Here is a 24,357-nt window from a genome sequence, read left to right on the forward strand (position 1 = left end):
GAACACTCCCTCACTTCACCCCAAGTGCGTACCCCCCGCCCGTGGCGGGATCGGTGCAGGTCAGGGCGTGTGCGGAAGGGGTACGCAGCCGTGCGTACCCCCTCGGGTCCCCAGTCAGGGGGTACGCACCCCTGCGTACCCCCTGACGATCTTGCAAACCCGCAGGTCAAGGACAGTTCAACACCCCCTTTCGGTGGGGGTACGCACTCGGGCCCATCAGAGAGCCGGAACTTCCTGGCCACCCTCAAAGCAGACACGTTCAGTTAAGGAGAGCCGTCATGACCAGCCCCACCGACTTCAAGAACATGTTCAACCGATCCGCCGCAGACCACACCACCGACTTCCAGAAGGCCATGGACGCCAGCCGGGCCAAGCCCGAACAGATCCGCGAAGCCCACGACCGCCAGGTCGAGAAGATCCGCGCCCGCGAAGACATCACCCCGCAGGCCCGGCAGGTCGCCATGGCCCGCGCACACCGCGACACCGCGGCCAAGCTCGAAGCCGCACAGCAGGCCGACCGACAGAAGTACGAAACCCGCCGCGCCCAGCTGGAGAAGCGACTCTTCGGCAGCGACACCAACGTCACTGGCACCGAGGCGATCAACCGGCGCCAGGCCCGCGAGATGGCAGCCAACCTCACCGACCCGCAGGAAGCCCAGGCCGCCTACAGCCGGGCCCTGCGCGACGGCGACCGCGACTACGCCCGGGCCATCGCCTCGCACGCAGCCGACCAGGCCGCGGTCCCCCTCTTCGGTGCCGCATGGGCGTCCGTCCTCGACGCGCACTCCGCAGCCACCCCCGGCTACGACGCCAACCTCGCCGAGTTCCGCAGCCTGCAGGAGCCCGGCGGATACGGCGACACCACCTACATGGCACCGGCCGTCCCGTCCGAGCTCGGACGCCTCAGCCCCCACCAGGTCGCCATGCTCGCCGACAGCGACCTGACCGTGCACGGCAACGACGGACCGGAGGCAGCGTGATCGACTTCGACCACGACACCAGCACGGCGCAGGCCGCAGTCACCGCAGCCGAACGCCGCAAGCTCCCCGTACCCCAGACCATCTACGACACGGCCGCCATGTGGGACGTCATCATGGACGCATCGCACAAGCGTGTCGACACCAAGCCCGGCCGCGACGACGTACCCGAAACCGCGGCAGAACTCGCCGCGCTCATCGAGGAGCGGGCACACCAGCACCGCATCGCCGAAGCCCACCGGGCCATCGCCGGCGACTACCGCGAACCCGTCGCCCGCCGCTACAACCAGCTCGTCCGCGACCACGCCCCCGGCTGGATCCGCGGCCTGCAGCCCGACTTCCTCGCCCTGGTCAAGGTGCTCACCAAGCAGGAGAAGAAGCTGCCCACCCTCCTCGACGCCCGACGCCTCGACATGCGAGACCCTGCGATCAGCGCACCCTGGCAAGCGGCAGAAGCAGCAGCGATCCAGCTCGACCAACTGGTGTCCGACCGGCAGATCATCGCCCGTGCGACAGGGAGCGACCTTGGCAAGGACGCAGAGCTGTTCGCCGTTGCCAGGATCGAGGAGCCCAGCACTGCGGACGTGTTCGCCCACAAGCTGCGCGACGACGTCGGGCCGGCACTCCGCGAGTGGCGAGACCTGCGGCACCAGCCGGTCAGCCGCTGGCTGTACCTCGCTCGCTCACCACACCTCGAACTCACCCTCGCCACACCAGGTGAGGTCACACAGAGGCAGGCAACCATCGACCGATGGCACAAGGCCATCGAGGTAGTCATGTCGACTGGTCTGTCAGGTCAGGCAGCACAACGCGGAGTCGAGCAGGCTCTCAGGGCTGCGTGACCCCATGAGCGTCGGCGTCAACGGCACCGCAGCAGTACGACGAATCCTGCTGCGGACCCATGGTGAACGGGTCTACCACCATGACGATCACCAGCGCCGACACCGCGGTCCGGCCGGCTCCAGGTCGGCCGGACCGCACAAAAGCACATAGATCACCCAGGGCCATGATCCCCCTAGGCGATCTTCAGGAGATCGGGACGGTATAGCACCTGACCGTCGATGCGACGCAGAAACGTTGGATTTACCAGGGAGGCCGACAGTGGCAGACGACGACTACACCCCTCCGCCGGCCCCCGCGGGGCTCGGAGAGCGGGGGTTGAAGCTGTGGAACGACACCCTCGAAGAGCTGGAACTCGACCCGGACGAGCTGCTGCTGCTGCAGGAAGCGGGTCGCCTGGCGGACGAGATCGACACGATGGGCGCCGCGCTCGCTGCGGGTGAGCTGTTGTCGAAGGGGTCGCGTGGCCAGCCGGTGGCGAACCCGTTGATCCGGGAGATCCGGGGTCACCGGCTGGCCTTGTCGCGGATTTTGCGGCAGTTGGGGGCTACCAGGCCGGGCGAGGAGAGTGGGGAGCGGTCGACGCCGTCGCAGCGGGGCCGGTCGGCGGCGATGGCGCGGTGGCACGGGGACCGGGCGGAGCCGGACCGCCAGCGCTGGTCGTCGCCTCCTTCGGTGCTGGACGACTACCGCCAGGCGTTCCGGGGTGATGCGTCGTGAGCCGGGTGCGGCGGCACCCCGGGACCGCGGGAATTCCGCGGCATGTCCTGGAGATGCAGCCGGCCCGGTATCGGGACGTGGCGGCGGCCCACCTGAAGCGGCATCCGGATGACACGTTCTGGGCTGCGATGGCGGTGTGGCGGGCGTTCCTGGCGGAGCGGAGGGAGTGGCTGCGGGGCCATGGTGTGCGGCGTCGCGTTGACGGCCGCGACCGGTTCGGGACGCCTTGGCCGCCAGTGGCGTGGGTGCGGGATACGTTCGGAACCTCCGAGGCGAGGTGGCCGTCGTGAGCCGACGCAGACGACCGTCTGCCGCCCATATGCCCGTATCCCTCGTCCGGTTCGACTGGCGGGAATGGCGTCCGCCGGCCCCGGCCGACCATCCCGATCCGTCGTATGTCGAGTGGTATCTCGCGCTTGGCGACTGGCAGGCCGCTAAGGATGCATGGCTAGACGGCCGCCCGGTGCTGCTGCCACCGGAGCGACCGTTGCCAGACTCGATCCCGTACACGGGACTGCTCCCGGCGGTCGGCGACGCCCCGAAGGGGTCTCAGTCCGACGTCCCGTCGGAGCGTCGCGGCCGACGCATCAAGACGAACTAGTCACGGGCTCGGATCTCACCGAGGCGGTGCTCAACGACTGTTCCGACAGGGAAGTCGTCGGCCAGGTCGAGCAGTTCCTCCGTGATGCCCGGGATATCGGCGGCGTCGAAGAGCTTGGAGCGAAGGAGGGCGGAGCGTATCGCTTCCGCTGCGTCCTCCGGAGTGAAGTCGAGGTCCGATACCAGGGCGGTGGTGGTTGCCTTGCCGCTGTTGAGGCCGGCGAAGGATCGGCCGCATCCGCAGCCCCCGTCCGGGTCGAGCCTGTCGGTCTCGCACACGAAGCCCGTGATCATGACGAGTTCGCCTTCGACGCAGAAAGTGAAGTCGTTGTCCCGGTTGCCCTGAGTACGGCTGGTGGCGGTAAGAAGCTTCATAGAATCATCCTGCCTGGTGGGTCTGACGCGAGATGCGAACATACGGAAGCCCCCGCCGCAATTCTCCTGCGGCGGGGGCTTCCTGCGTTCAAGTTGGATGTTATCCAACTTGGTCGGTCACACCTGGTGCGTCTTGGCCCAGTCGACGAGCGACGACCAGGCGGCCGGCCGGAGCGGTATCCGAGCACCCGTAGGGCGCTTCGAGTCCCGGACCAGAACACCACTGTCGGGGCGGGCCCACTCGACACAGTTACCCGTGTCGGTGTACGTCGACTTCACCCAGACCAGGCTTCCCTGCTGTACTCCTGACACAGAGTTCTCCTCGCCGTGTCGATCAACTCCAAGGACGCTGCTGGCGGCAGCGCCTCAGCCGTCACGTGATCGTATGCCGAGCCGAACACTGCGATGTCCTCCGGCCGCGTCGTGATGACGGAGCCCGCCAGCGTCTCGGTGAAGACGACGCGCCGGCCACCGATGCGGTACATCGTGAAGCCGCCCCCGAGGCCCGGGTGTCCCTCGCTCGCCTCCGGCATCACCTGCAGCGTCACGGACGGCCGGAGCGCGGCCACGTTGAGCAGGTGTTCCAGCTGCTCAATGAGAACGGCTTTCCCGCCGACGGGGCGCCGCAGCGTCTCCTCGGACATGACGAACCAGGCGCGGCGGTCCGCGTCGTAGCCGAGGCTGTCGATGCGCTTGAGTCGCCGGTCCGCACGGTCTGACACCTCTTCGGGCGGCAGGGCTGGCGTGGTGGCCTTGATGGCTGCCGCAGCGTACTGAAACGTCTGCAGCATGCCGGGGATCATGAGCGGCTGGTACGACTGGATCGTGTCCGCGGCACTCTCTAAGCGGCCGAGCCGGTCGATGTGTTCAGACAGGGACTCGGCAGGCGCAGCCCGCCACCACCCCGCCTTGGATGAGTCTCGTGTGCCGCGGACGATGTCTGCGGCTTCTTTGCGGTTGGGCTTCACCGGTTCTCCTCCGGTCGTGCCGTCGTGGTGGGGCAACGCTACTCCTCGTGTGCGGTGCGTCACACCGCTTGATCGGATTGGGTGGGCGCTGAAACTCTCCCGCAGCCGGGGCGCCAGGCGGGCGCCCCCCACCCCCTCTACCGCCCTTACCTTGCAGGTCAGTAGCCGCTACCACCCCCATGACCGGGGTAAAGGGCCCCCGTTACTTCCTAGCCCCTCAGTGGGGCACTGAAGGCGTTGGTAGCGGGGGCCCTTTGAGGGTGCGGGTAGTGGGAGGCCCCTCTACCGGGGGTTGGGGTCGAGGAGGATCTCGGTGGGTACGGCGCTCTCGATGTCACGCCGCTGATACCCCGCCGCGTTGGTGCCGCTGATCTTGACCTGCTTGCTGGTGCGCTTCACGCCGGCCGCTTCGAGTTCGGCGGCCAGGCGCTCGGCGTTGAAGTCGCCGTAGACGTCCTCGTCGAGGTTCACCAGCCCGGCGAGGAGTTCGGTGGTGAACATCCGCGGGCTGTGCCGCATCACTTCGAGGACGTCGGACAGGATCGGGGCCAGCTTGAGCCCGGCGGCGTCGGCGGCCGCGGTGACGTCCTGGACGGCGTCACCGGTGAGCTGGCCGGCAGCCTGCCGCAGCGTCCGGCCCTTTGCGCACAGCAGGGCAAAGCCGGGGCCGTCGAGGTAGTCGGCCCGCACAGTGACGTAGGACGCGGGCCCAGTGACCAGCACACCGGTACCGACGTGGTCTTCGGACAGGACGGACGCGTCGGCGCCTTGGGCGGCCTTGCCCTTGCCCAGGACCATGTCGGAGCTGGCCCGGTCAACGACCTGCGTGGAGTACCGAAGGGTGATGATCTCCCGCAGCTTGGTGGGGACGCTGTCGGCGTCGGGGCGCTGGGATGCGAAGTTGGAAACGAACCCTGCGGCCGGGCCGCGGCGGGCGATGCGGCACAGGTCGTTGATGACCTGCTCGCGGTCTTCGCGCTCCATCGCGGTGAAGTATTCCTGCAGCTCATCGATGGTGACGAAGATGACCGGCAGGTTCTTCAGCGTGACGAGCTCCGGGGTCAACTTGCCCTCGGGGCAGATGCTGGTGGGGAGTTCCCGCAGGATCGCGAAGCGGCGTTCCATCTCGACGAGGAGCTCCTGCAGCATCGCTTTGAGCGCCTCGATCGCGTCGTCCTCGGCGCCCATGACGAGGCGGTGGGCGACGGCCCGCATGGGCATCCAGTCGGCGCCGCCCTTCCCGTCGGCGACGTAGTGGCGCACGTAGGCGTCCAGCAGCCCCGCGGCGGTCATGAGGCGCTGCGTGAACGTTTTCCCGCGTCGGGGCAGGCCGCCGAAGAACATCGACTGCCACATGACGGGGACTTCGATGCGGTTGCCGCGGGCGTCCTGCCCGAACGGGATCGGGTCCCAGATGGAGAACGTCTCGGCCTTGGCCAGCGGCGACGGGTTCGGCAGGCCGAGGTAGGGGTCGTCGTCGGCGACCCACATGGAGACCCGGCCGGCGTTGCCGCCCTTGGCCGCGCGGACGCGGGACATGATGACCTGAATCTCGTCGACTCCGAGCTCCTGGGCGATGACTTCCCGCTTGGCGAGCACGTCGGAGGCGGTTTTGCCGCCGCCTCGGGGCAGGTCGAAGATCACAGCCCAGCCGCGGCCGTCACGAACCGGGCCCATCGTGCACGTAACCCGGGGGCCTTCCTCGTCGCCCCGGCCGCTTTTCAGGAGGCCGGCGGCGCGCAGTGCGTCGTTGAGCTGCTGCGCGGACATGTCGACGCGCAGCGGCGGGGCGCCCTGGTCGAGGAGGTGGGTGTCTTTCCCGCGGCCGAGGTAGGCGAGCGGGGTGACGACCGCACCGGCGACACCGGCTTGCAGCATCGGGTCGGCGAGCATGATGCCGATGGTGGCTGCGGCAACTCCGACCGCGGCCGCGCCGAACCTCCAACGCCGGGTGCGGGTCCGCTCGAAGTGGGCCAGCTGCAGCCGGGCGGCCAGGTCCACATCCTCGGGCTTGGCCTTGGACTGGGCGCGCAGGGCCTTCACGGCGGCGGTGTGGTCCTGTGCGGACAGGGTCGGCCACAGGCCAACGGTGGCACGGAAGAACCCGCGGGCGGCCAGCAGCAGCGTCTTGACCAGGTACTTCGGGGTGCGGATGCCGTGGTAGCGGGCCTGCCACCACGACAGGCGCACGAACGCCGTCACGTTGGCCCGGATCGAGGCGGCCGAGCGGGCCCAGACGGGGAGGACGGGGGCGTCGGGCACGGTCAGCCAGTCGGCGAGCGGGTTGTCCGGGCGGTCGACCGCCTCGACGACGTCCACCTCGGCGTCGGGCGCCGGCGACGGGTCGAGCGTCTCGGGCGGGATGGGGTGGAGCTTGGTGAGGGTGTGCCCGTTGAGCGGTCGGGCGGTGACGTCGGTCATGATGGAGCCTCCTGCTGGTCTGTTGGCTGGTCAGGGGCACGGGGCGGCCGGTGTCTTGGCGGATTGCGGCCGCCCCGTGGCGGCTCTACTGGCGTTCGGCCTTGTCGACGGCCCGCTCCGACCGCTTGAGCGCCTGCTCGGCGTCACGGACGCGCTGCCGTGCGGCGGCCCGGTCCTCCCGCGGCGCGGTGCGCATCGCCGCCTTGGCGGTGGCGACGGCCTGCCGGTCCGTCTCCCGCACCGCGTGCAGGGCACCGAGCTCGCGCCGGCCGCGCTCCTCGGCGGCGGCGTCGATGCGGTCGATGCGGCGCTCCTTCGAGGCCTCGGGGTTCAGGCCGGCCAGCGCCATGCGGGAGCCCTCGCGGACCAGCTTGCGGCGGGTGCGCTTCTCGGCCGGGGTGTACACGAACATGGGGTGTCCTCTCGGTGGTGGGCCGGGCTGTTCCGGTTCCCCTTGGCGCCCGGTGGGGGCCGGGCGCCGCGGGCAGCCGTCAGGCCTTCTTGCGGACGTCCTGCCACACGGACCGCAGGACCAGGACGCAGACGGTCAGGGCGACGGCGGAGATCGCGATGGCGACCGCGGACACGGCCACGGCGAGGAGGAGCGCGGACCCTCCCACCCCGATCGCGAGCCACTGCGCCACGGACCCGGACGGCCGGGGTGCGGCCGCCGGCGGGGCCGGGTGTGTGTGCTGCGCCTGGGTGATCTGCTGGGCTTGCAGGACGGCGAGGACCAGGGCGACCTGCTCACTGTTCGCTGCCGCGTCGATGGCGTCCTGCGACGCCTTGTTCAGGTCGCTCATGACCGCACCCCGCCCACCACTTCACGGCGCAACTCGGTGGCTTCCCGGCGGGACAGGTCGAATGCATCCCGCAGCTGGTCGATGGTCACGCCACGCCCGCCCAAGGTGACCACCTGCTTGTGCAGCTTTCGGGCGTCCCTGCGCAGATCAGCCGGGGTGCGGGTCACCACCTCGGTGACCACCTGCCGGGGCGTCTCAGCGGGTACAGCAGCGGTCACCTTGTTGGCCATGTCGGTGGTCAGGAACTCGTCCCACAGCGGTGACGCTGCGGGCAGCTCGATGACCGCAGGAGTGGCCACTCCAAGCGGCTCGACGTCTGCCATGGCAGACACGGCATCGGCCCGCTCGATGGTCGCCGCCGTGGTCACCTCCGGCCGCTCAGCATGACCGGCCAGCCGCTCGTGCACCTGCCGCATGACCGCAGCGAATGCCAACAGCGCAGCCACGGGCGGCACGGCGGCGACCACGTATTCAAGCGGAGAAGCCCCCCAGCCGACACCGGCGACGTTCAGTGCGATCGAGCCGAGCGATCCGACCCCCGCAAGCAGGTAGGCGAACCCGTCGAACCGTCCACGCAACGCAGCCCGCAGGATCAGGAGCTCACCGGCAACGATGAACATGTCAACTGTGCCAGGCCACGCCCAAGCGCGGGCGCCCGCCAGGCCGTTGTCGGCGGCGACGTCGTGCAGGTGCTCGTAGGACAGCCAGAACGCTGTTGCGGTCAGGGCCATGGTCACGGCCGCAGCGCCGGACGCCAGGCCCTGTACGGCGTTGGTGGGCTTCATCATTCGCCTACCTCTCCGAGGCCAGCGCGCGCAGCCTTGTGCGCGCAGAGATTGACGCCGTGCCTGTCGCCCAGTCGATTGGCGGTGATCAGGTCGGCGAGGATGACTTGAATCGGGGGAAGCGCCCGGACCAACCGGGACGCGGCATTAACCGCGGCGTCCTCGGTCGGCCGACGAACCAGGGCCAGGCTCACCGGCCTTCACCGGCCCGGATCGCTTCGAGCTTGGCGGCCATGGTGTCGATGTGGTCGGCGTGCTTGCGGAGCGCGGCGGCGAACCGGCGGGCACCGGTCGGGCCGACCTCCTTACGCCCGTCGTCCGTCTGCACCTCAAGGAGCACCTGCGAACGGGTACTGAACGGCCACTGCACCAAGCCCACCTCGACGAGGCTCGTCGGCCCGGACTCCGGGGTGTCGACGAGCGCCCACTCGGGGTCCCCGCAGTGCGTGATCTCCGCCCTGGCCGGGGGGTACCGATAGCCGTGCTGGACGATGCACCAGTCCGGGCACACCAGGCGCACGTCGCCCGCGTCGAGGGTGGTGACGGTCGTCGTACCGTCCGCGTTCCGCCGCGGCTGCGGGGCCACGACCGGCCGGTCCGTGCTCACGCCTGGCCCTCGACCATCGACACGAGCAGCTGACGGACCAGGGACTCACGGCCGGCCTGCGGCAGCGACCGCAGCAGGACGACGACCGGCACGTCCCCGGTACGGTCCAAAACCCCCTGAATGCCGTAGGGGATCGACTCGACCTCGACGACCGCCAGACCGAACGCCTTCAGCAGCACCGGCACCGGCAGCGTCCGCACGTCCGCGACGGTCAGATCCGCGGCAGCCGGCCCCCGCTTGTCGAGGAAGTCGGCCCGCGCCTCGGCCAGCCGCTCGTTCAGCTGCCGCAGCGCGTACAGGTGGGCTTCGGTCCGCCGGATCTCCGCCTCAACGTCCGTGGGCGTCGAGTAGCCCATCGACTCGCCGTAGTTCGCGTTCGCCCGGTACGCCATGTACGGGACGTCGGAGCCGTTCCCGTCGGTGGCGTAGGGCCACTGCTGGATACGGGCCGCGAGGATGCTGTCCTTGTCGCCCTCGACCGTGGTGATGCTGAGCTCGATCTCCTCGCCCTCGTGGACCAGGTCTTCGGCGTAGATGGGCTTGGCGATGTCGTCGGCGTGGTCGAGGACGCACCAGGTGGGGCACTCCTCGACGAGCACGCCGCCGTGGCGCAGCTGGTAGGTGATGCTGCGGTCCTCGGCGACCGGGTTGCCGTCGGCGTCGCAGGGCTCGCCCTGGTCGAACGCGGACCGGAGGGCGGACTCCAGCGGGTCCGGCGTGGCGGGCGGGGTGACGGGGGCGCCAGAGGTCTTGAACGTGGCGGGTACGGTGTTCTGCATGGTGCGACTCCCTGATGACGAGGGGTTCGGATCTAGGCCCTGCCCGGGTGCTGATACACCGGGGTAGGGCCGTTGACGTTCCGGGGCTTCCCGGTGTCATGACACCCACCGTAGACCCTGGTGTCATGACACCGCAAGAGCTAACCTCAGGACATGCCGAACGTAGAGAAGACCCCGCGCCAGACGATCAGGGTCGAGAGAGAACTCTGGGACAAGGCCGGCCAGGCCGTAGGCGCGCGGAACCGCGGAGCAGTCATCCGGGACTTCCTGCGCTGGCTCACCCACGAGACCGACCAGCTCCCCCAGAGGCCCGCCGACGCGGAGCGTGACAATGCCCCCGCCGCGCCGACAGGGCACAACGGGGGCACAGCGTGACCGGGCTTGTTCAGCCCCAATCGGGCGGGACTGGGGCTGTTTTCGCAGGTCAGGGCGTGATTTGACGTAACCATGCAGGTGATGCACAAGGCGGCGGCACCCCCGCACAGGGTGCCGCCGCCTCAGGGAATTCCGCAGCCGCCGCCGGACCGATGAGGGTCGTCCGGTCCTGCGGCAGCCCGCGGAATCAGTGGCTCTGCCGCCTCAGCGGCTGTCGCTGCCCCGCGACTCCGCAGCCGCCCGGCCCGCCTCCAGGCGGGCCACGGGAATGCGGAAGGGGGAGCAGGAGACGTAGTCCAGGCCCACCTCGTGGAAGAAGTGCACCGACTCGGGGTCGCCGCCGTGCTCACCGCAGACGCCGAGCTTCAGGTCGGGGCGGGTGGCCTTGCCGGCCGCGACCGCGCTGCGCACCAGCGATCCCACGCCGTCCTTGTCGATCGTCTCGAACGGCGACACCCCGAAGATGCCCTTCTCCAGGTACGCGGTGAAGAACGAGGCCTCCACGTCGTCGCGGGAGAAGCCCCACACCGTCTGCGTCAGGTCGTTGGTACCGAAGGAGAAGAACTCCGCGGCCTCGGCGATCTGACCTGCGGTCAGCGCGGCACGCGGCAGCTCGATCATCGTGCCGATCTTCAGCTTCAGGTTCGTGCCCGTGGCGGCCTGGACCTCGGCGATGACCCGGTCGGCCTCCTCGCGGACGATCTCCAGCTCCTGGACCGTACCGACGAGCGGGATCATGATCTCCGCGCGCGGGTCGCCCTTGGCGTTCTTGCGCTCGGCGGCGGCCTCGGCGATCGCCCGCACCTGCATGGCGAACAGACCGGGGATGACCAGGCCGAGCCGGACCCCGCGCAGACCGAGCATCGGGTTCTGCTCGTGCAGCTTGTGCACGGCCTGCAGCAGCCGCAGGTCGTTCTCGTTGGCGTCCTTGCGGGACTCGGCGAGTGCCACCCGGACCGAGAGCTCGGTGATGTCGGGCAGGAACTCGTGCAGCGGCGGGTCCAGCAGCCGTACGGTGACGGGCAGTCCGTCCATCGCCTCGAAGAGCTCGATGAAGTCGGCCTTCTGGAGCGGCAGCAGCTGCTCCAGGGCCGTCTCGCGCTCCTGGTCGGTGTCGGCCAGGATCAGCTTCTCGACCATCTCGCGGCGCTCGCCGAGGAACATGTGCTCGGTCCGGCACAGCCCGATGCCCTGGGCGCCGAAGCGGCGGGCCCGCAGGGCGTCCTCCGCGTTGTCCGCGTTGGCCCGCACCCGCAGTCGGCGCACCCGGTCCGCGTACGCCATGATCCGGTGCACGGCGGCGACCAGCTCGTCCGCGTCGTCGGCGCCCGCGTGCATCCGGCCCTCGAAGTACTCGACGACGGGCGACGGTACGACGGGTACCTCACCGAGGTACACCTTGCCGGTCGAGCCGTCGATGGAGACGACGTCGCCCTCCTCGATGACCCGCCCGCCCACCGTCATCCGGCGGCGCTTGGTGTCGACCTCAAGGTCCTCGGCGCCGCAGACACAGGTCTTGCCCATGCCGCGCGCGACGACGGCCGCGTGCGAGGTCTTGCCGCCGCGCGAGGTCAGGATGCCCTCGGCGGCGATCATGCCGTCGAGGTCGTCCGGGTTCGTCTCACGGCGGATGAGGATGACCTTCTCGCCGGAGCGGGACCACTTGACCGCGGTGTACGAGTCGAAGACGGCCTTGCCGACCGCGGCGCCCGGCGACGCGGCGATGCCGCGGCCCAGCCGCTCGGTCTTCGCGTCGTCATCGAAGCGCGGGAACATCAGCTGCGCCAGCTGCGCCCCGTTGACGCGCTGGAGCGCCTCGGCCTCGTCGATGAGCCCCTGGTCGACGAGCTGGGTGGCGATCCGGAAGGCGGCACCGGCGGTGCGCTTGCCGACGCGGGTCTGGAGCATCCACAGCTGGCCGCGCTCGATGGTGAACTCGATGTCGCAGAGGTCCTTGTAGTGGGTCTCCAGCGTCTCCATGATCTGCATCAGCTGGTCGTACGACTTCTTGTCGATGGACTCCAGCTCGGCGAGCGGCACGGTGTTGCGGATGCCCGCGACGACGTCCTCGCCCTGCGCGTTCTGCAGGTAGTCGCCGTACACGCCCTGGTGGCCGCTGGCGGGGTCACGGGTGAAGGCGACACCGGTACCGGAGTCCGGGCCGAGGTTGCCGAAGACCATGGAGCAGACGTTGACCGCGGTGCCGAGGTCGCCGGGGATGCGCTCCTGGCGGCGGTAGAGCTTGGCCCGGTCGGTGTTCCACGAGTCGAAGACCGCCTTTATGGCCAGGTCCATCTGCTCGCGCGGGTCCTGCGGGAAGTCACGTCCGGCGTCGCGCGTGACGATCTTCTTGAACTGCTTGACCAGCTTCTTCAGGTCGCCCGCGTCGAGGTCCACGTCGACGGTGACGCCCTTGGCCTCCTTGGCGGCCTCCAGCGCCTCCTCGAAGAGGTCGCCGTCGACCCCGAGGACGGTCTTGCCGAACATCTGGATCAGGCGGCGGTAGGAGTCCCACGCGAACCGCTCGTCGCCGGACTGGGCGACGAGGCCCACGACGGAGGCGTCGGAGAGGCCGATGTTGAGGACCGTGTCCATCATGCCGGGCATCGAGAACTTGGCACCGGAGCGGACGGACACCAGCAGCGGGTCGTCGGCCTGGCCGAGCTTCTTGCCCATCCGCGCCTCAAGGGCGTCGAGGTGCGCACTCACCTCGTCGCGCAGCGCGGCCGGCTCGTCGCCGCTGTCCAGGTAGACCTTGCAGGCCTCGGTGGTGATGGTGAAACCCGGAGGAACCGGAAGCCCGAGGTTGGTCATCTCGGCGAGGTTCGCACCCTTCCCGCCGAGAAGGTCCTTCAGTTCCTTGTTGCCCTCGGTGAAGTCGTAGACGAACTTCTGAAGGTCTTCGTTTTCCGACACGGGTCTCGACTCCTCGACGACGCGGTGGCTGCCCTGACGGCGAGGAACATACCCAGATCGAAGGTGTCTGGGTATGTGCGCTTGCGCGTCGTGCGGCTTCAACCACCCGTCCGCCAGCAGATCGAAAGTGAAGCGCCCTCTAGCCCGGTCGAGCGAATCCGTTCACTTCTTGAATGAATGACCACGAACGGCAACCGATTCAACCCCCCTCCGCCACGGTGCGTGAGAGAAGCGTCGATCGATCAAAGTAATGCCCCCTGGCACCCAGTGCCACCATTTGAGAAGTGCAACCCTCACAAAGGCGCTCATCTGAGCAATGCATCCATCAGGCGTGGCGAGGATCACGTCGAGAGTGGCGCTCAGATGTCACCATACGGACGCCTCCCAGGCAGCCCTGGGTGACCTTGCGATCACTCGACGCCACACGGGTGGCGCGAAAGTGACCCATGAGACACCGCCGACCGACGGATCAGGCCGGATCTCTTCGATTCTCGCCGGATCCAACGCTCAAATGAGCAGTGGGGGTGGTGGGGCACCCGGTGCCCCACCACCCCCACGGGGTGTCACTCCGCCCGCAGGCCGATCTCAGCCGCCCGACGTGTCCAGTTCCGCCTCCGCGCTGACGCCGGAGCAGTCGTACGGGTCCTTCAGCCAGCCGTCCGGGAGCACGACCCGGTTGTTGCCCGAGGTACGCCCCCGCGGGCCGTCGGCGCCGTCCGGCCACGGCTGGTCCAGCTCCAGTTCGTGCAGCTGCGACCCGAGCTCCTCCAGGGACGACGTGATCGCCAGCTTCTTGCGCATCTCGGAGCCGACCGCGAAGCCCTTCAGGTACCAGGCCACGTGCTTGCGGAAGTCGATCACGCCGCGGGTCTCGTCGCCGATCCACTCCCCCAGCAGCGTCGCGTGCCGCAGCATGACGTCCGCGACCGTGCGAAGGGTGGGCGCCTGCCGCGTCTCCGTACCCTCGAAGGCGCTCACCAGGTCGCCGAAGAGCCAGGGGCGGCCCAGGCAGCCGCGGCCCACGACCACGCCGTCGCAGCCGGTCTCGCGCATCATCCGCAGCGCGTCGTCCGCGCACCAGATGTCGCCGTTGCCGAGGACGGGGATCTCGGGGACGTGCTCCTTGAGCCGGGCGATGGCGTCCCAGTCGGCGGTGCCGCCGTAGTGCTGGGCGGCCGTCCTGCCGTGCAGGGCGACAGCCGTGACGCCCTCCTCGACGGCGATCCGGCCGGCGTCGAGGAAGGTGATGTGGTCGTCGTCGATGCCCTTGCGCATCTTGATGGTGACCGGCAGCTCGCCCGCGTTGGAGACGGCCTGGTTGAGGATCGCGCGCAGCAGCGGCCTCTTGTACGGGAGCGCCGAGCCGCCGCCCTTGCGGGTCACCTTGGGGACCGGGCAGCCGAAGTTCAGGTCGATGTGGTCGGCGAGGTCCTCGTCGACGATCATGCGGACGGCCTTGCCGACCGTGACCGGGTCCACTCCGTACAGCTGGATCGAGCGCGGGGTCTCGGTCGCGTCGAAGCGGATGAGCTGCATGGTCTTCTCGTTGCGCTCGACCAGCGCCCGCGTCGTGATCATCTCGCTGACGAACAGCCCCTTGCCGCCCGAGAACTCCCGGCACAGGGTGCGGAAGGGGGCGTTGGTGATGCCGGCCATGGGGGCCAGGACCACCGGCGGCTGCACGGTGTGCGGGCCGATGCGGAGCAGCTGGGGCGAGGGGGCGAGCGTGGTCATTCCCCCATTGTCGCGTACGCCGGGAACTGCTCCGGCGGCCCGGGCGGCCGGGTGGCGCCGGCCCGCTGTCAGTGCGGACACGTAGCGTGAAGGGGTCGTTACGAAACCAGTGAACGAGGGACACGATGACCATGAACCCCACCCGTCGCTTAGGCCCGACCGCGTCCACGGCCGGGGCGGCCGGAGCGGCCCCCACCCGCCGCGCCCTGCTCTCGCTGGGCACCGCGGGCGCGGCCGCCGCGCTGCTCGTCGCCGCCGGACCCTCCCGGGCCGCCGCGCGGACCCGGGGGCCCGGCTCCGCCGGCGCCAGGCTGCGCGAACTGGAGCGCGTCCACGGTGCCCGGGTCGGCGCGTTCGCGTACAACCTCGCCACCGGGGCCGCCGTCCGCCACCGGGCCGACGAGCGGTTCCCCGTGCTCTCCACCTTCAAGACGCTCGCCGCGGCGGCCGTGCTGAGGGATCTGGACCGGGACGGCGAGGTGCTCGGCCGGCTCGTCCGCTACACGAAGGAGGACTGCGTCCCGGACTCCCGGATCACCGACACCCCGGAGTGCCTCGCGAGCGGGCTGACCATCGAGCGGCTCTGCGAGGCGGCGGTCTGCGACAGCGACAACACCGCGGCCAACCTGCTGCTGCGCGAGCTCGGCGGCCCGCGTGCGGTCACCCGTTTCAGCCGCTCGATCGGTGACCGGGTGACGCGGCTCGACCGCTGGGAGCCCGAGCTCAATTCGGCCGAACCCCGGCGGCGCACGGACAGCACCACCCCGGCCGCCATCGCGCGCGACTACGCCCGGCTCGTGCTCGGGGACGTGCTGGAACCCCGCGACCGCGAGCGGCTGACCGGCTGGCTGCTGAACTGCCGGACGAGCGGGACGCGTTTCCGGGCCGGCCTGCCGCCGGAGTGGACGGTGGCGGACAAGACCGGCGGAGGCTCGTACGGCAGTTGCAACGACGTGGGCATCGCATGGACACCGGACGGGACCCCGGTGGTGCTGGCCGTGCTGACGACCAAGCCGGACGGGGACGCGGGGGCGGCCGGGGACCATCCGCTGGTGGCCCGCGCGGCCGAGGTATTGGCAGCGGAAGTCGTTAGTTAGCCGTACTATCCATGCATGCCTGAGCTCAGCCACCGGCGGCGGATGCTCGTACTGGCGATCTGCTGCATGAGCCTCCTGATCGTCAGCCTCGACAACACCGTCCTGAACGTCGCCCTGCCCGCCATGCGCCATGACCTGGACGCGAGCGTCGCGGGGATGCAGTGGACGATCGACGCGTACACGCTCGTCCTTGCCTCCCTGCTGATGCTCGCGGGTTCCACCGCCGACCGGATCGGCAGACGCAAGGTCTTCATGGCCGGACTCGTCCTGTTCACCGTGGGCTCGGCGCTCTGCTCGCTGGCACCGAGTCTGGAGACGCTCATCGCGTTCCGGATGGTGCAGGCCGTCGGTGGCTCCATGCTCAACCCGGTGGCGATGTCGATCATCACCAACACCTTCACCGACCCACGCGAGCGAGCCCGGGCGATCGGCGTCTGGGGCGCCGTCGTCGGCATCTCCATGGCGGCGGGACCGGTGGTCGGCGGTCTTCTGGTCGATTCGGTCGGCTGGCGGTCGATCTTCTGGATCAACCTGCCGATCGGTATCGCCGCACTGCTGCTGACCTGGCGGTACGTCTCCGAGTCCCGCGCCCCGAAGGCGCGCCGCCCGGATCCGGTGGGCCAGCTGCTGGTGATCACGCTGCTGGGCTCGCTGACGTACGCGATCATCGAGGCGCCGCAGAAGGGCTGGACCTCGGCGGAGATCCTGATCTTCGCCGCAGTCGCGGCGGCCTCCCTGGCCGGCCTGCTGCTGTACGAGGCCCGGCGCACCGACCCGCTGATCGATCTGCGCTTCTTCCGCAGCGTCCCCTTCAGCGGGGCCACCGTCATCGCGGTCAGCGCCTTCGCCGCTCTCGGCGGCTTCCTCTTCCTCAACACCCTCTATCTGCAGGACGTACGAGGGCTCAGCGCACTCGACGCCGGTCTCTACATGCTGCCGATGGCGGCCGTGGTCTGCGTTCTGTCACCGTTCTCGGGCCGGGTCGTCGCCAGTCGCGGACCGCGCATCCCGCTACTGGTCGCGGGCGTCGCGATCGCGACGAGCGGGCTGATGTTCGCGGCGTTCGACGCGGAGACGTCGACGGCCTCGATGTTCACCGCGTACGTGCTGTTCGGCCTGGGCTTCGGCGCGGTGAACGCGCCCATCACCAACACCGCCGTCTCCGGCATGCCCCGCTCCCAGGCGGGCGTCGCCGCCGCGGTCGCCTCGACCAGCCGCCAGATCGGCCAGACGCTGGGCGTCGCCGTGATCGGCGCGGTTCTCGCGGCGGGGGTGGCCGGCGCCGGTTCCTCGTACGGCACCGGGGCGGCGGGCGACTTCGTCGCGGCGAGCAGGGCCGCCTGGTGGATCATCACCGGCTGCGGGGTGTCCGTCCTGCTGGTCGGCACGGTGAGCAGCGGGCGCTGGGCCCGGGGCACCGCCCGCCGGACCGCGGAGCGGCTGGAGGAGCCCACGGTCGCGGCCCCGTCCGGTGCGCCCTCGGGTCGGTCCTCGGCGCCGAGCACCCGGACCTGAAGCCGCCCCCTCACTCACACGCCCGCGGGCCGGCCCTCGGCCTCGGCCACCACGACCTGAAGCCGCTCCCCCTCACTCATACCCCCGCGGGCCGGCCCTCGGCCTCGGACACGAACGCCTGAAGGCGCTCCAGCCGCTCGCGGGTCTCCTCGTCACGGGGTGCGTAGGTGACGAGCCTCGGTCCGGACGACGGGCCGAGCCAGAGGTCGGTGGTCTCCAGGCGCAGCAGCCCCACGTGGGCGTTGCGGAAGATCTTGGACCGGGGTCCGGGGCCGAGGACCTCGTGCCGCGCCCAGGCCTCCCGGAATTCGGGGGATGCCGCCTCCAGCCGCTTGAGCAGGGCCTTCCAGGCGGGTTCGGCGAGGTGTCCGGCCATCGACGCACGGAATTTCGCGGTCATCAGACGGGTCACCGCGGCCACGTCCATGACGGAGGTCCGCCACTCCTCGTTCGTGAAGGCCAGCAGCATGACGTTGCGGTCCGCGACCGGGACGGCGTCCATGTCGCAGAGCATCCGGCCGTAGGTGCGGTTGTGGGCGAGGATGTCGTACCGGCTGTTCTGCACACAGGCGGGGATCGGTTCCAGCTGCCGCAGCAGGGTGCGCAGCGCCGGGGTGATGCTCGGGCACTCCGTGCCGGGAGCCGGGTCGATGGCCCCCGCCAGGGAGAACAGATGGGTCCGCTCACTGTGGTCCAGCAGCAGGGCGCGGGCGAGCGCGTCGAGGACCTGGGGCGACACCTGGATGTCGCGCGCCTGTTCGAGCCAGGTGTACCAGGTGACGCCGACGGCGGAGAGCTGGGCGACCTCCTCGCGGCGCAGCCCCGGGGTGCGCCTGCGGCTGCCCCGGGGAAGTCCCACCTGTTCCGGGGTGATCCGCTCCCGGCGGCTGCGCAGGAAGTCCGCGAGCTCGTGCCGCCGGATCTCGGTCCCGGACGCGTCGGGGACACCGTCCGCCGGATTCCGCGGTGCTTCCGGGTCCCTCCGGGCTGCCGTCACCATCGTCGTCATTCCTCCAGCATGCGGGATCGGCCGAAGCCGTGACAGGTGCTTCCGGTACCAGGATAAAGACACTCTGGTACCAGGCTCCGGGAAGAGCGATCGTCGATGTCGTGAGTAAATCCGCTGTACTGCCGAAGACAGACACCGCCGCCGCCTCCGTGGTGCGGCACGACCACCCCGCCCCGGTGCTCGGCGCGTTGGGGCTGTTCACCGTGCTGCTGGGTGCGGCCCTTCCCTTGATCGACTTCTTCATCGTCAACGTCGCCCTGCCCACCATCGACCACGACCTCGCCGCGGGTCCCGCGCTGCTGGAACTGGTGGTAGCCGGGTACGGGCTCTCGTACGCCGTCCTGCTCGTCCTCGGCGGCCGGCTCGGCGACATGGCCGGCCGGCGCCGGCTGTTCCTGCTGGGCATGGCCGCGTTCGGGCTCACCTCACTGGCCTGCGGACTGACGCCGAACGCCTGGACGCTGGTCGGGGCGCGGGTGGCCCAGGGCGCCGCGGCTGCGCTGATGCTGCCGCAGGTGCTCGCCACCATCCAGGCGGCCACCTCGGGCCACCGGCGGGCCCGGGCGATGAGCCTGTACGGGGCCACGGCCGGGCTCTCCATGGTCGCGGGCCAGATCCTGGGCGGGGTGCTCGTCGCCGCCGCGCCGCTGTCGTCGGTGTTCGGCGAGAGCGCGGGCTGGCGCTCGGTGTTCCTGGTCAACGTCCCGGTGGCGGCCGTCGGGCTGATTCTGGCGGCACGCGCGGTACCGGAGACCCGTTCGGAGCGGCCGGCGCCCATCGATGTACCGGGCACGCTGCTGCTCGCCGTGTCACTGATGACGCTGCTGGCCCCGCTCACCGAGGGGCGGGCCGCGGGCTGGCCGCTGTGGACCTGGGTCTCGTTGGCGCTGTTCCCGTTCGCCGCGGTCGCCTTCTACCGGGTGGAGCGGCGGGCGGACCGGCGCGGACTGGTACCGCTGGTCCCGCCGAGCCTGTTGCGGCTCGAATCGCTGCGGCGCGGGCTGGCGCTGGTGGTGCCGTTCTCGATCGGCTTCGGCGGCTTCATGTTCGTCATCGCCGTCGCACTCCAGCAGGGGCTGCGGCTGGGTCCGGCGGAGTCGGGCCTGTCGATGGCCCCGATGGCGGTGGCCTTCTTCGGTGCCTCGCTGGCCGGTCCGCGGCTGGTACGGCGCTACGGCAGCCGCGTGGTGACGGCCGGCGGGCTGATCCAGGCGGCCGGCGTCGTCGTGCTCGCCCTCACGGTGTGGCGCGACTGGTCGGGCCTCGGGCTGCTCGGCCTGATGCCGGGGCTGGCGATCGCCGGCTTCGGCCAGGGCCTCCAGCTGCCCGTCCTGTTCCGCATCGTCCTGTCGGACGTGCCGCCGGAGCGGGCCGGGGTGGGCGGCGGCGTCATGACGACGACCCAGCAGGCGGCGCTGGCGCTGGGCGTGGCGACGCTCGGTTCGCTGTTCCTGGCACTGGCGCCGGGCTCGGGCATGCGGGACGCGCTGATCGTGACACTGCTGGTCCAGCTGGCGGCGGTCGCCCTGACGGCGCTGCTGAGCCTGCGGCTGCCGCGCACGGTGGCCTGAGAGCGAGCGCCGGAACGGGTGTGGGCCCGGAGCACCTGAGGTGCTCCGGGCCCACGGTCGTACGGTGGCGCGAACGGCCCTCCGCGAGTTCTCCGCGAGGAGGCGTCAGCTCTGGGCGGGCGCTTCCTGCTCCGGGGCGTCCTGCCCGGCGGGGACGGCGGCGTCCGACGGCTCGGCCTCGGTGCCTGCGGCACGCTCACGCATCTTGCGCAGCAGCTCCGCCTTCTGCTCGGCCGCCGACTTCCGGTCGGCGTTGCGCTGGGGGCCTGCGCCCTGCTGCTCGGCGCGGGACACCTTCTTGCGCTGTCCGCCGACGCCGAGAAGGTTGTTACGGCTCTTGGCCACGGGGTTCTCCCATTCGTGGTGAAAGTGAGGTCTGAGAAGACCCTGGATCGGTCCGGTGGGCGGCGGGTGGTCGGACCCGCCGCACTCTCACTCGTAGATCTGGAAGAACGAAGACATGCGGCAAAGGTACCCCGGCCCCATCGGCCGCGGCACCGCCTTTTCTTCCCGCCGGGTGCGGTCCGCTACGTCGCCGTCGGGTCGACCGTCGCCTGGTGGGCCTCGGCGAGGTGTTCCTCGGCCTTGAGCCAGGGCAGGAACTGCACCGTTCTGCGCCAGTCGCAGGTGTCGCAGCTCAGCTGCCGCTGAACCCCCGACTTCCGCACGTGAACGACGTGTTCACGGCCGTGCTGGTCCCATCTGCTGACCTTGCTCGTGGTCATGGACGGCATCCGAGCCTCCTGAGGGCGAGTGTGCCCAGTGTGCACGAAGCCCCCGGTTCCGTACGCGGAACCGGGGGCTTCGTACAACGGGTGCAGCGGGTACAGACAGGTGCGAGGTGTCAGCAGCCGAGCAGACGGGCGCCGAGGTACGCCTGGATCTGGTCCAGCGAGACGCGCTCCTGCTTCATGGTGTCGCGCTCGCGCACAGTCACCGCGTTGTCGTCGAGGGTGTCGAAGTCGACGGTGACGCAGAACGGCGTGCCGATCTCGTCCTGGCGACGGTAGCGGCGGCCGATGGCGCCCGCGTCGTCGAACTCGATGTTCCAGTTCTGCCGCAGGTCGGCCGCGAGGCCCTTGGCCTTCGGCGAGAGCTGCGGGTTGCGGGACAGCGGCAGGACCGCGACCTTGACCGGCGCCAGGCGCGGGTCGAGGCGCATCACGGTGCGCTTCTCCATGACGCCCTTGGCGTTGGGCGCCTCGTCCTCGATGTAGGCATCCAGCAGGAACGCCAGCATCGAACGGCCGACACCGGCTGCGGGCTCGATGACGTAGGGGGTCCAGCGCTCGCCGGCCTCCTGGTCGAAGAACTGGAGGTCGGTGCCGGACGCCTTGGAGTGCGCCTTGAGGTCGTAGTCCGTGCGGTTGGCGACACCCTCCAGCTCGCCCCACTCGCTGCCGCCGAAGCGGAAGCGGTACTCGATGTCAGCGGTGCGCTTGGAGTAGTGCGAGAGCTTCTCCGCCGGGTGCTCGAACCACCGCATGTTCTCCTCGCGCATGCCGAGGCCGGTGTACCAGTTCCAGCGCTGCTCCATCCAGTACTCCTGCCACTGCTCGTCCTCGCCCGGCTTGACGAAGAACTCCATCTCCATCTGCTCGAACTCGCGCGTACGGAAGATGAAGTTGCCCGGAGTGATCTCGTTCCGGAAGGACTTGCCCATCTGCGCGATGCCGAACGGCGGCTTCTTGCGGGAAGTCTGCAGCACCTGGCCGAAGTTGGTGAAGATGCCCTGGGCGGTCTCGGGGCGCAGATAGGCGACCGAGCCGGAGTCCTGGGTCGGGCCGAGGTGCGTGGAGAGCAGGCCGGAGAACGCCTTGGGCTCGGTGAAGGTGCCCTTGTTGCCGCAGTTGGGGCAGTTGAGGTCGGCGAGGCCGTTGACCGGCGGCTTGCCGTGCTTCTCCTCGTACGCCTCCTCCAGGTGGTCCGCGCGGTAGCGCTTGTGGCAGGAGGTGCACTCGGTCAGCGGGTCGGAGAACGTGGCGACGTGACCGGAGGCCACCCATACCTCGGGGGCCAGGATGACCGACGAGTCGAGACCGACCACGTCCTCGCGCGAGGTGACCATGTAGCGCCACCACTGACGCTTCAGGTTCTCCTTGAGCTCGACGCCCAGCGGCCCGTAGTCCCAGGCGGCACGCTGACCGCCGTAGATCTCACTGCAGGGGTAGACGAAGCCACGGCGCTTGCTCAGGCTGACGATGGAGTCGATCTTGTCGGCGGCCACGGTGCTCTCTTCATTACGACGACGGAACTGGACAGGGCTGACGCGAAGCGCCTCGGTGGGGGTGGGTCGGGAGACGGGTGCGCGGATGCCTCAGATTACCGGCGGGCACGCCCCTTCGATCAAATCGGTATCGGACCGGTCCGCCCAGCGGCCCGTCGCGGGGGCATCTCATCAGCCTTGTTGACAATCGTTTCCACTTTTGTTGAAAATGACTGTCATGAACGTACGCCGCCTCATACCCACGACCGTCGTCGCCGGAGCAGTCGCGCTCGGCCTCACCGCCCTCTCCGCCTGCTCGTCCTCCGACGCCGCCGACCGCGGGAGCGGTGACAAACTGAACGTGGTGGCGTCCTTCTACCCCATGCAGTTCCTGGCCGAGCAGATCGGCGGTGACCACGTCTCCGTCTCCACCCTGACCAAGCCGGGCGTGGAGCCGCACGACCTGGAGCTCAGCCCGCGCGAGGTCGGCGGCCTCAGCGACGCGGACTACATCCTCTACCTCAAGGGCCTCCAGCCCGCCGTCGACGAGGCGATCAAGCAGTCCGGGGCCAAAAACAGCGTGGACGCGGCGGAACTCACCACGCTGGAGGACCACGGCGCCGAGGTCGGCGGCGAGGAGCACGCCCACGAGCACGAGGGCGAGGAGGCCGGCGCCGACCCGCACATCTGGCTGGACCCGGTGAAGTACGCCCAGGTCGCCAAGGGAGTGGGCGCGTCCCTGGAGAAGACCGACCCCGACCACGCCGCGGACTACCGCAAGAACACCGACGCCCTGGTCACCAAGCTCGACGCACTCGACACCGCGTACGAGAACGGGCTGAGGAACACCACCACCAAGACGTTCATCACCACCCACTCCGCCTTCGGTTACCTGGCCGAGCGCTACGGCCTCACCCAGGAGGGCATCGCCGGCATCGACCCCGAGGCCGAGCCCAGCCCCGCCCGGATCAGCGCCCTGCACGCGATCGCCCAGGAGAAGAAGGTCACCACCGTCTTCTTCGAAACGCTCGCCAGTGACAAGACGGCGAAGACCGTAGCCCGGGACACCGGCCTGAAGACGGACGTCCTGGACCCGCTGGAGGGAATTACCGGCAAGTCCAAGGGCGATGACTACATCAAGGTCATGGAGTCCAACCTCGCCGCCCTGCAGAAGGCACTCGGCGCGAAGTGAGCGACCCCACCGGCCCCGCAGACACACCCGGCCCGGCCGGCCCGAACCGCACAGCAGCACCGGAGGCGCTCATGCCCGAGCTCCAGAGCACCACAGCGAGCACCACGCCCGCCCCCGTGATCGTCGTGCGCGACGCCACGGCGACCCTCGGCGCACGCCCGGTCCTGCGCGGCGTCGACCTGACGGTGCGCCGCGGCGAGGTCGTCGCCCTGCTCGGTGCCAACGGTTCCGGCAAGTCGACCGCCGTACGCTCCGTCATCGGCCAGGTCCCGCTCACCGGCGGCACCGTCGAGCTCTTCGGCACCCCGCTGCGCCGTTTCCGCGACTGGGCCCGGGTCGGTTACGTACCGCAGCGCACCACGGCGGCCGGCGGGGTGCCCGCCACGATCCGCGAGGTCGTCTCCTCCGGGCGGCTGTCGCGCACCCGGCTGGGGCTGCCGCGCAAGGCCGACCGGGCGGCCGTCGACCGCGCCATCGAGCTCGTCGGCCTGGCCGACCGCGCCAAGGACTCGGTGGACGCCCTCTCCGGCGGTCAGCACCAGCGCGTCCTGATCGCCCGCGCGCTCGCCTCCGAACCCGAACTGCTGATCATGGACGAGCCGATGGCCGGCGTCGACCTGGCCAGCCAGGAGATCCTCGCCGAGACCCTGCGCGAGCAGGTCGCGGTCGGCACCACCGTGCTGCTCGTCCTGCACGAGCTCGGCCCGCTGGAGCCCCTGATCGACCGGGCGGTCGTCCTGCGCGACGGCTGCGTGATGCACGACGGCCCGCCCCCGAAGGCCCTCGGGCAGCACGCCCTGCCCGGCCACGACCACGTACACCCCCACGCGGCCTCCGAGCCCGTCCGGACGGGACTGCTGAGCTGAT

24 protein-coding genes are annotated in these 24,357 nt (G+C 70.0%); 9 read left to right on the forward strand and 15 right to left on the reverse strand.

Annotated features, from left to right (window positions below; all coding sequences use genetic code 11):
* Positions 1-278: 278 nt before the first annotated feature.
* The 3 genes from OG446_RS10885 (at position 279) to OG446_RS10895 (ending at position 2,537) form a co-directional block, all read left to right on the forward strand.
* Entirely contained in the window at positions 279-980 is a 702-nt protein-coding gene (locus OG446_RS10885) for a hypothetical protein (protein ID WP_328893837.1), read from the forward strand.
* Positions 977-1,819 carry a hypothetical protein gene (locus OG446_RS10890; RefSeq protein ID WP_328893838.1) on the forward strand — a complete coding sequence of 281 codons (843 nt, stop codon included), beginning with the start codon at positions 977-979 and terminating at the stop codon, positions 1,817-1,819. The genes OG446_RS10885 and OG446_RS10890 overlap by 4 nt, the downstream gene beginning before the upstream one ends.
* A 259-nt stretch (positions 1,820-2,078) precedes the next feature.
* Positions 2,079-2,537 (forward strand): hypothetical protein, encoded by a 459-nt coding sequence (locus OG446_RS10895; protein ID WP_328893839.1) that lies wholly within the window; start codon positions 2,079-2,081, stop codon positions 2,535-2,537.
* A 597-nt stretch (positions 2,538-3,134) separates the two neighbouring features.
* Here OG446_RS10895 and OG446_RS10900 read toward each other — a convergent pair.
* From OG446_RS10900 to OG446_RS10940, 9 genes are all read right to left on the reverse strand, one after another.
* The gene (locus OG446_RS10900) at positions 3,135-3,512 is read right to left on the reverse strand and encodes a DUF7715 family protein (RefSeq protein WP_328893840.1); all 378 of its coding nucleotides are present in this window, start codon (positions 3,510-3,512) and stop codon (positions 3,135-3,137) included.
* A gap of 117 nt (positions 3,513-3,629) precedes the next feature.
* A complete protein-coding gene (locus OG446_RS10905) occupies positions 3,630-3,824 on the reverse strand; it encodes a DUF397 domain-containing protein (RefSeq protein WP_328893841.1) in 195 nt (64 codons plus the stop codon).
* The gene (locus tag OG446_RS10910; protein WP_328893842.1) at positions 3,788-4,480 is read right to left on the reverse strand and encodes a DUF5753 domain-containing protein; all 693 of its coding nucleotides are present in this window, start codon (positions 4,478-4,480) and stop codon (positions 3,788-3,790) included. Before OG446_RS10910 ends, OG446_RS10905 begins: the two co-directional genes overlap by 37 nt.
* A 282-nt stretch (positions 4,481-4,762) precedes the next feature.
* Complete coding sequence (locus tag OG446_RS10915; RefSeq protein WP_328893843.1) at positions 4,763-6,901, reverse strand: FtsK/SpoIIIE domain-containing protein; 2,139 nt, start codon at positions 6,899-6,901, stop codon at positions 4,763-4,765.
* Between the two features lie 85 nt (positions 6,902-6,986).
* On the reverse strand, positions 6,987-7,313 hold the full coding sequence (locus OG446_RS10920; protein ID WP_328893844.1) for a hypothetical protein: 327 nt from the start codon (positions 7,311-7,313) through the stop codon (positions 6,987-6,989).
* Between the two features lie 79 nt (positions 7,314-7,392).
* On the reverse strand, positions 7,393-7,704 hold the full coding sequence (locus OG446_RS10925; RefSeq protein ID WP_328893845.1) for a hypothetical protein: 312 nt from the start codon (positions 7,702-7,704) through the stop codon (positions 7,393-7,395).
* Positions 7,701-8,492: a DUF2637 domain-containing protein gene (locus tag OG446_RS10930; RefSeq protein WP_328893846.1), complete on the reverse strand. Its 792-nt coding sequence runs from the start codon at positions 8,490-8,492 to the stop codon at positions 7,701-7,703. The genes OG446_RS10925 and OG446_RS10930 overlap by 4 nt, the downstream gene beginning before the upstream one ends.
* Positions 8,493-8,679: 187 nt before the next feature.
* Positions 8,680-9,096, reverse strand: coding sequence for a DUF6907 domain-containing protein (locus tag OG446_RS10935; protein WP_328893847.1), 417 nt, complete (start codon positions 9,094-9,096; stop codon positions 8,680-8,682).
* On the reverse strand, positions 9,093-9,875 hold the full coding sequence (locus tag OG446_RS10940; RefSeq protein ID WP_328893848.1) for a DUF6907 domain-containing protein: 783 nt from the start codon (positions 9,873-9,875) through the stop codon (positions 9,093-9,095). Before OG446_RS10940 ends, OG446_RS10935 begins: the two co-directional genes overlap by 4 nt.
* Before the next feature lie 153 nt (positions 9,876-10,028).
* Between OG446_RS10940 and OG446_RS10945 the strand changes: the two genes are divergently transcribed.
* The gene (locus OG446_RS10945) at positions 10,029-10,250 is read left to right on the forward strand and encodes a hypothetical protein (RefSeq protein WP_328893849.1); all 222 of its coding nucleotides are present in this window, start codon (positions 10,029-10,031) and stop codon (positions 10,248-10,250) included.
* A 204-nt stretch (positions 10,251-10,454) separates the two neighbouring features.
* On the opposite strand, the gene ppdK is transcribed toward OG446_RS10945, so the two are convergent.
* Together ppdK and dusB are read right to left on the reverse strand one after the other, a co-directional pair.
* A complete protein-coding gene (gene ppdK / locus OG446_RS10950; RefSeq protein ID WP_328893850.1) occupies positions 10,455-13,166 on the reverse strand; it encodes a pyruvate, phosphate dikinase in 2,712 nt (903 codons plus the stop codon).
* A 585-nt stretch (positions 13,167-13,751) separates the two neighbouring features.
* On the reverse strand, positions 13,752-14,900 hold the full coding sequence (gene dusB, locus OG446_RS10955) for a tRNA dihydrouridine synthase DusB (protein WP_328893851.1): 1,149 nt from the start codon (positions 14,898-14,900) through the stop codon (positions 13,752-13,754).
* Between the two features lie 131 nt (positions 14,901-15,031).
* Between dusB and bla the strand changes: the two genes are divergently transcribed.
* Together bla and OG446_RS10965 are read left to right on the forward strand one after the other, a co-directional pair.
* On the forward strand, positions 15,032-15,997 hold the full coding sequence (bla, locus tag OG446_RS10960) for a class A beta-lactamase (protein ID WP_328893852.1): 966 nt from the start codon (positions 15,032-15,034) through the stop codon (positions 15,995-15,997).
* Between the two features lie 15 nt (positions 15,998-16,012).
* The gene (locus OG446_RS10965) at positions 16,013-17,512 is read left to right on the forward strand and encodes an MFS transporter (RefSeq protein WP_328893853.1); all 1,500 of its coding nucleotides are present in this window, start codon (positions 16,013-16,015) and stop codon (positions 17,510-17,512) included.
* A gap of 76 nt (positions 17,513-17,588) precedes the next feature.
* Here the strand turns inward: OG446_RS10965 and OG446_RS10970 are convergent, their stop codons facing one another.
* A complete protein-coding gene (locus tag OG446_RS10970; RefSeq protein ID WP_328898266.1) occupies positions 17,589-18,512 on the reverse strand; it encodes a helix-turn-helix transcriptional regulator in 924 nt (307 codons plus the stop codon).
* Positions 18,513-18,670: 158 nt separating this feature from the next.
* Here OG446_RS10970 and OG446_RS10975 point away from each other — a divergent pair, with 158 nt between their 5' ends.
* Positions 18,671-20,092 (forward strand): MFS transporter, encoded by a 1,422-nt coding sequence (locus OG446_RS10975; protein WP_328898267.1) that lies wholly within the window; start codon positions 18,671-18,673, stop codon positions 20,090-20,092.
* 105 nt (positions 20,093-20,197) lie between these two features.
* On the opposite strand, the gene OG446_RS10980 is transcribed toward OG446_RS10975, so the two are convergent.
* The 3 genes from OG446_RS10980 to OG446_RS10990 form a co-directional block, all read right to left on the reverse strand.
* Entirely contained in the window at positions 20,198-20,437 is a 240-nt protein-coding gene (locus OG446_RS10980) for a DUF6243 family protein (protein WP_328893854.1), read from the reverse strand.
* Between the two features lie 182 nt (positions 20,438-20,619).
* Entirely contained in the window at positions 20,620-20,826 is a 207-nt protein-coding gene (locus OG446_RS10985) for a hypothetical protein (RefSeq protein ID WP_328893855.1), read from the reverse strand.
* A gap of 110 nt (positions 20,827-20,936) precedes the next feature.
* Positions 20,937-22,319, reverse strand: a complete 1,383-nt coding sequence (locus tag OG446_RS10990) for a glycine--tRNA ligase (protein WP_328893856.1) — start codon at positions 22,317-22,319, stop codon at positions 20,937-20,939.
* A gap of 217 nt (positions 22,320-22,536) precedes the next feature.
* Here OG446_RS10990 and OG446_RS10995 point away from each other — a divergent pair, with 217 nt between their 5' ends.
* Both OG446_RS10995 and OG446_RS11000 read left to right on the forward strand, forming a co-directional pair.
* On the forward strand, positions 22,537-23,490 hold the full coding sequence (locus OG446_RS10995; RefSeq protein WP_328893857.1) for a metal ABC transporter substrate-binding protein: 954 nt from the start codon (positions 22,537-22,539) through the stop codon (positions 23,488-23,490).
* 71 nt (positions 23,491-23,561) lie between these two features.
* Positions 23,562-24,356, forward strand: a complete 795-nt coding sequence (locus tag OG446_RS11000) for a metal ABC transporter ATP-binding protein (protein ID WP_328893858.1) — start codon at positions 23,562-23,564, stop codon at positions 24,354-24,356.
* Position 24,357 lies beyond the last annotated feature (1 nt).

Source organism: Streptomyces sp. NBC_00236 (assembly GCF_036195045.1).
In the GTDB taxonomy this organism is placed as follows: domain Bacteria; phylum Actinomycetota; class Actinomycetes; order Streptomycetales; family Streptomycetaceae; genus Streptomyces.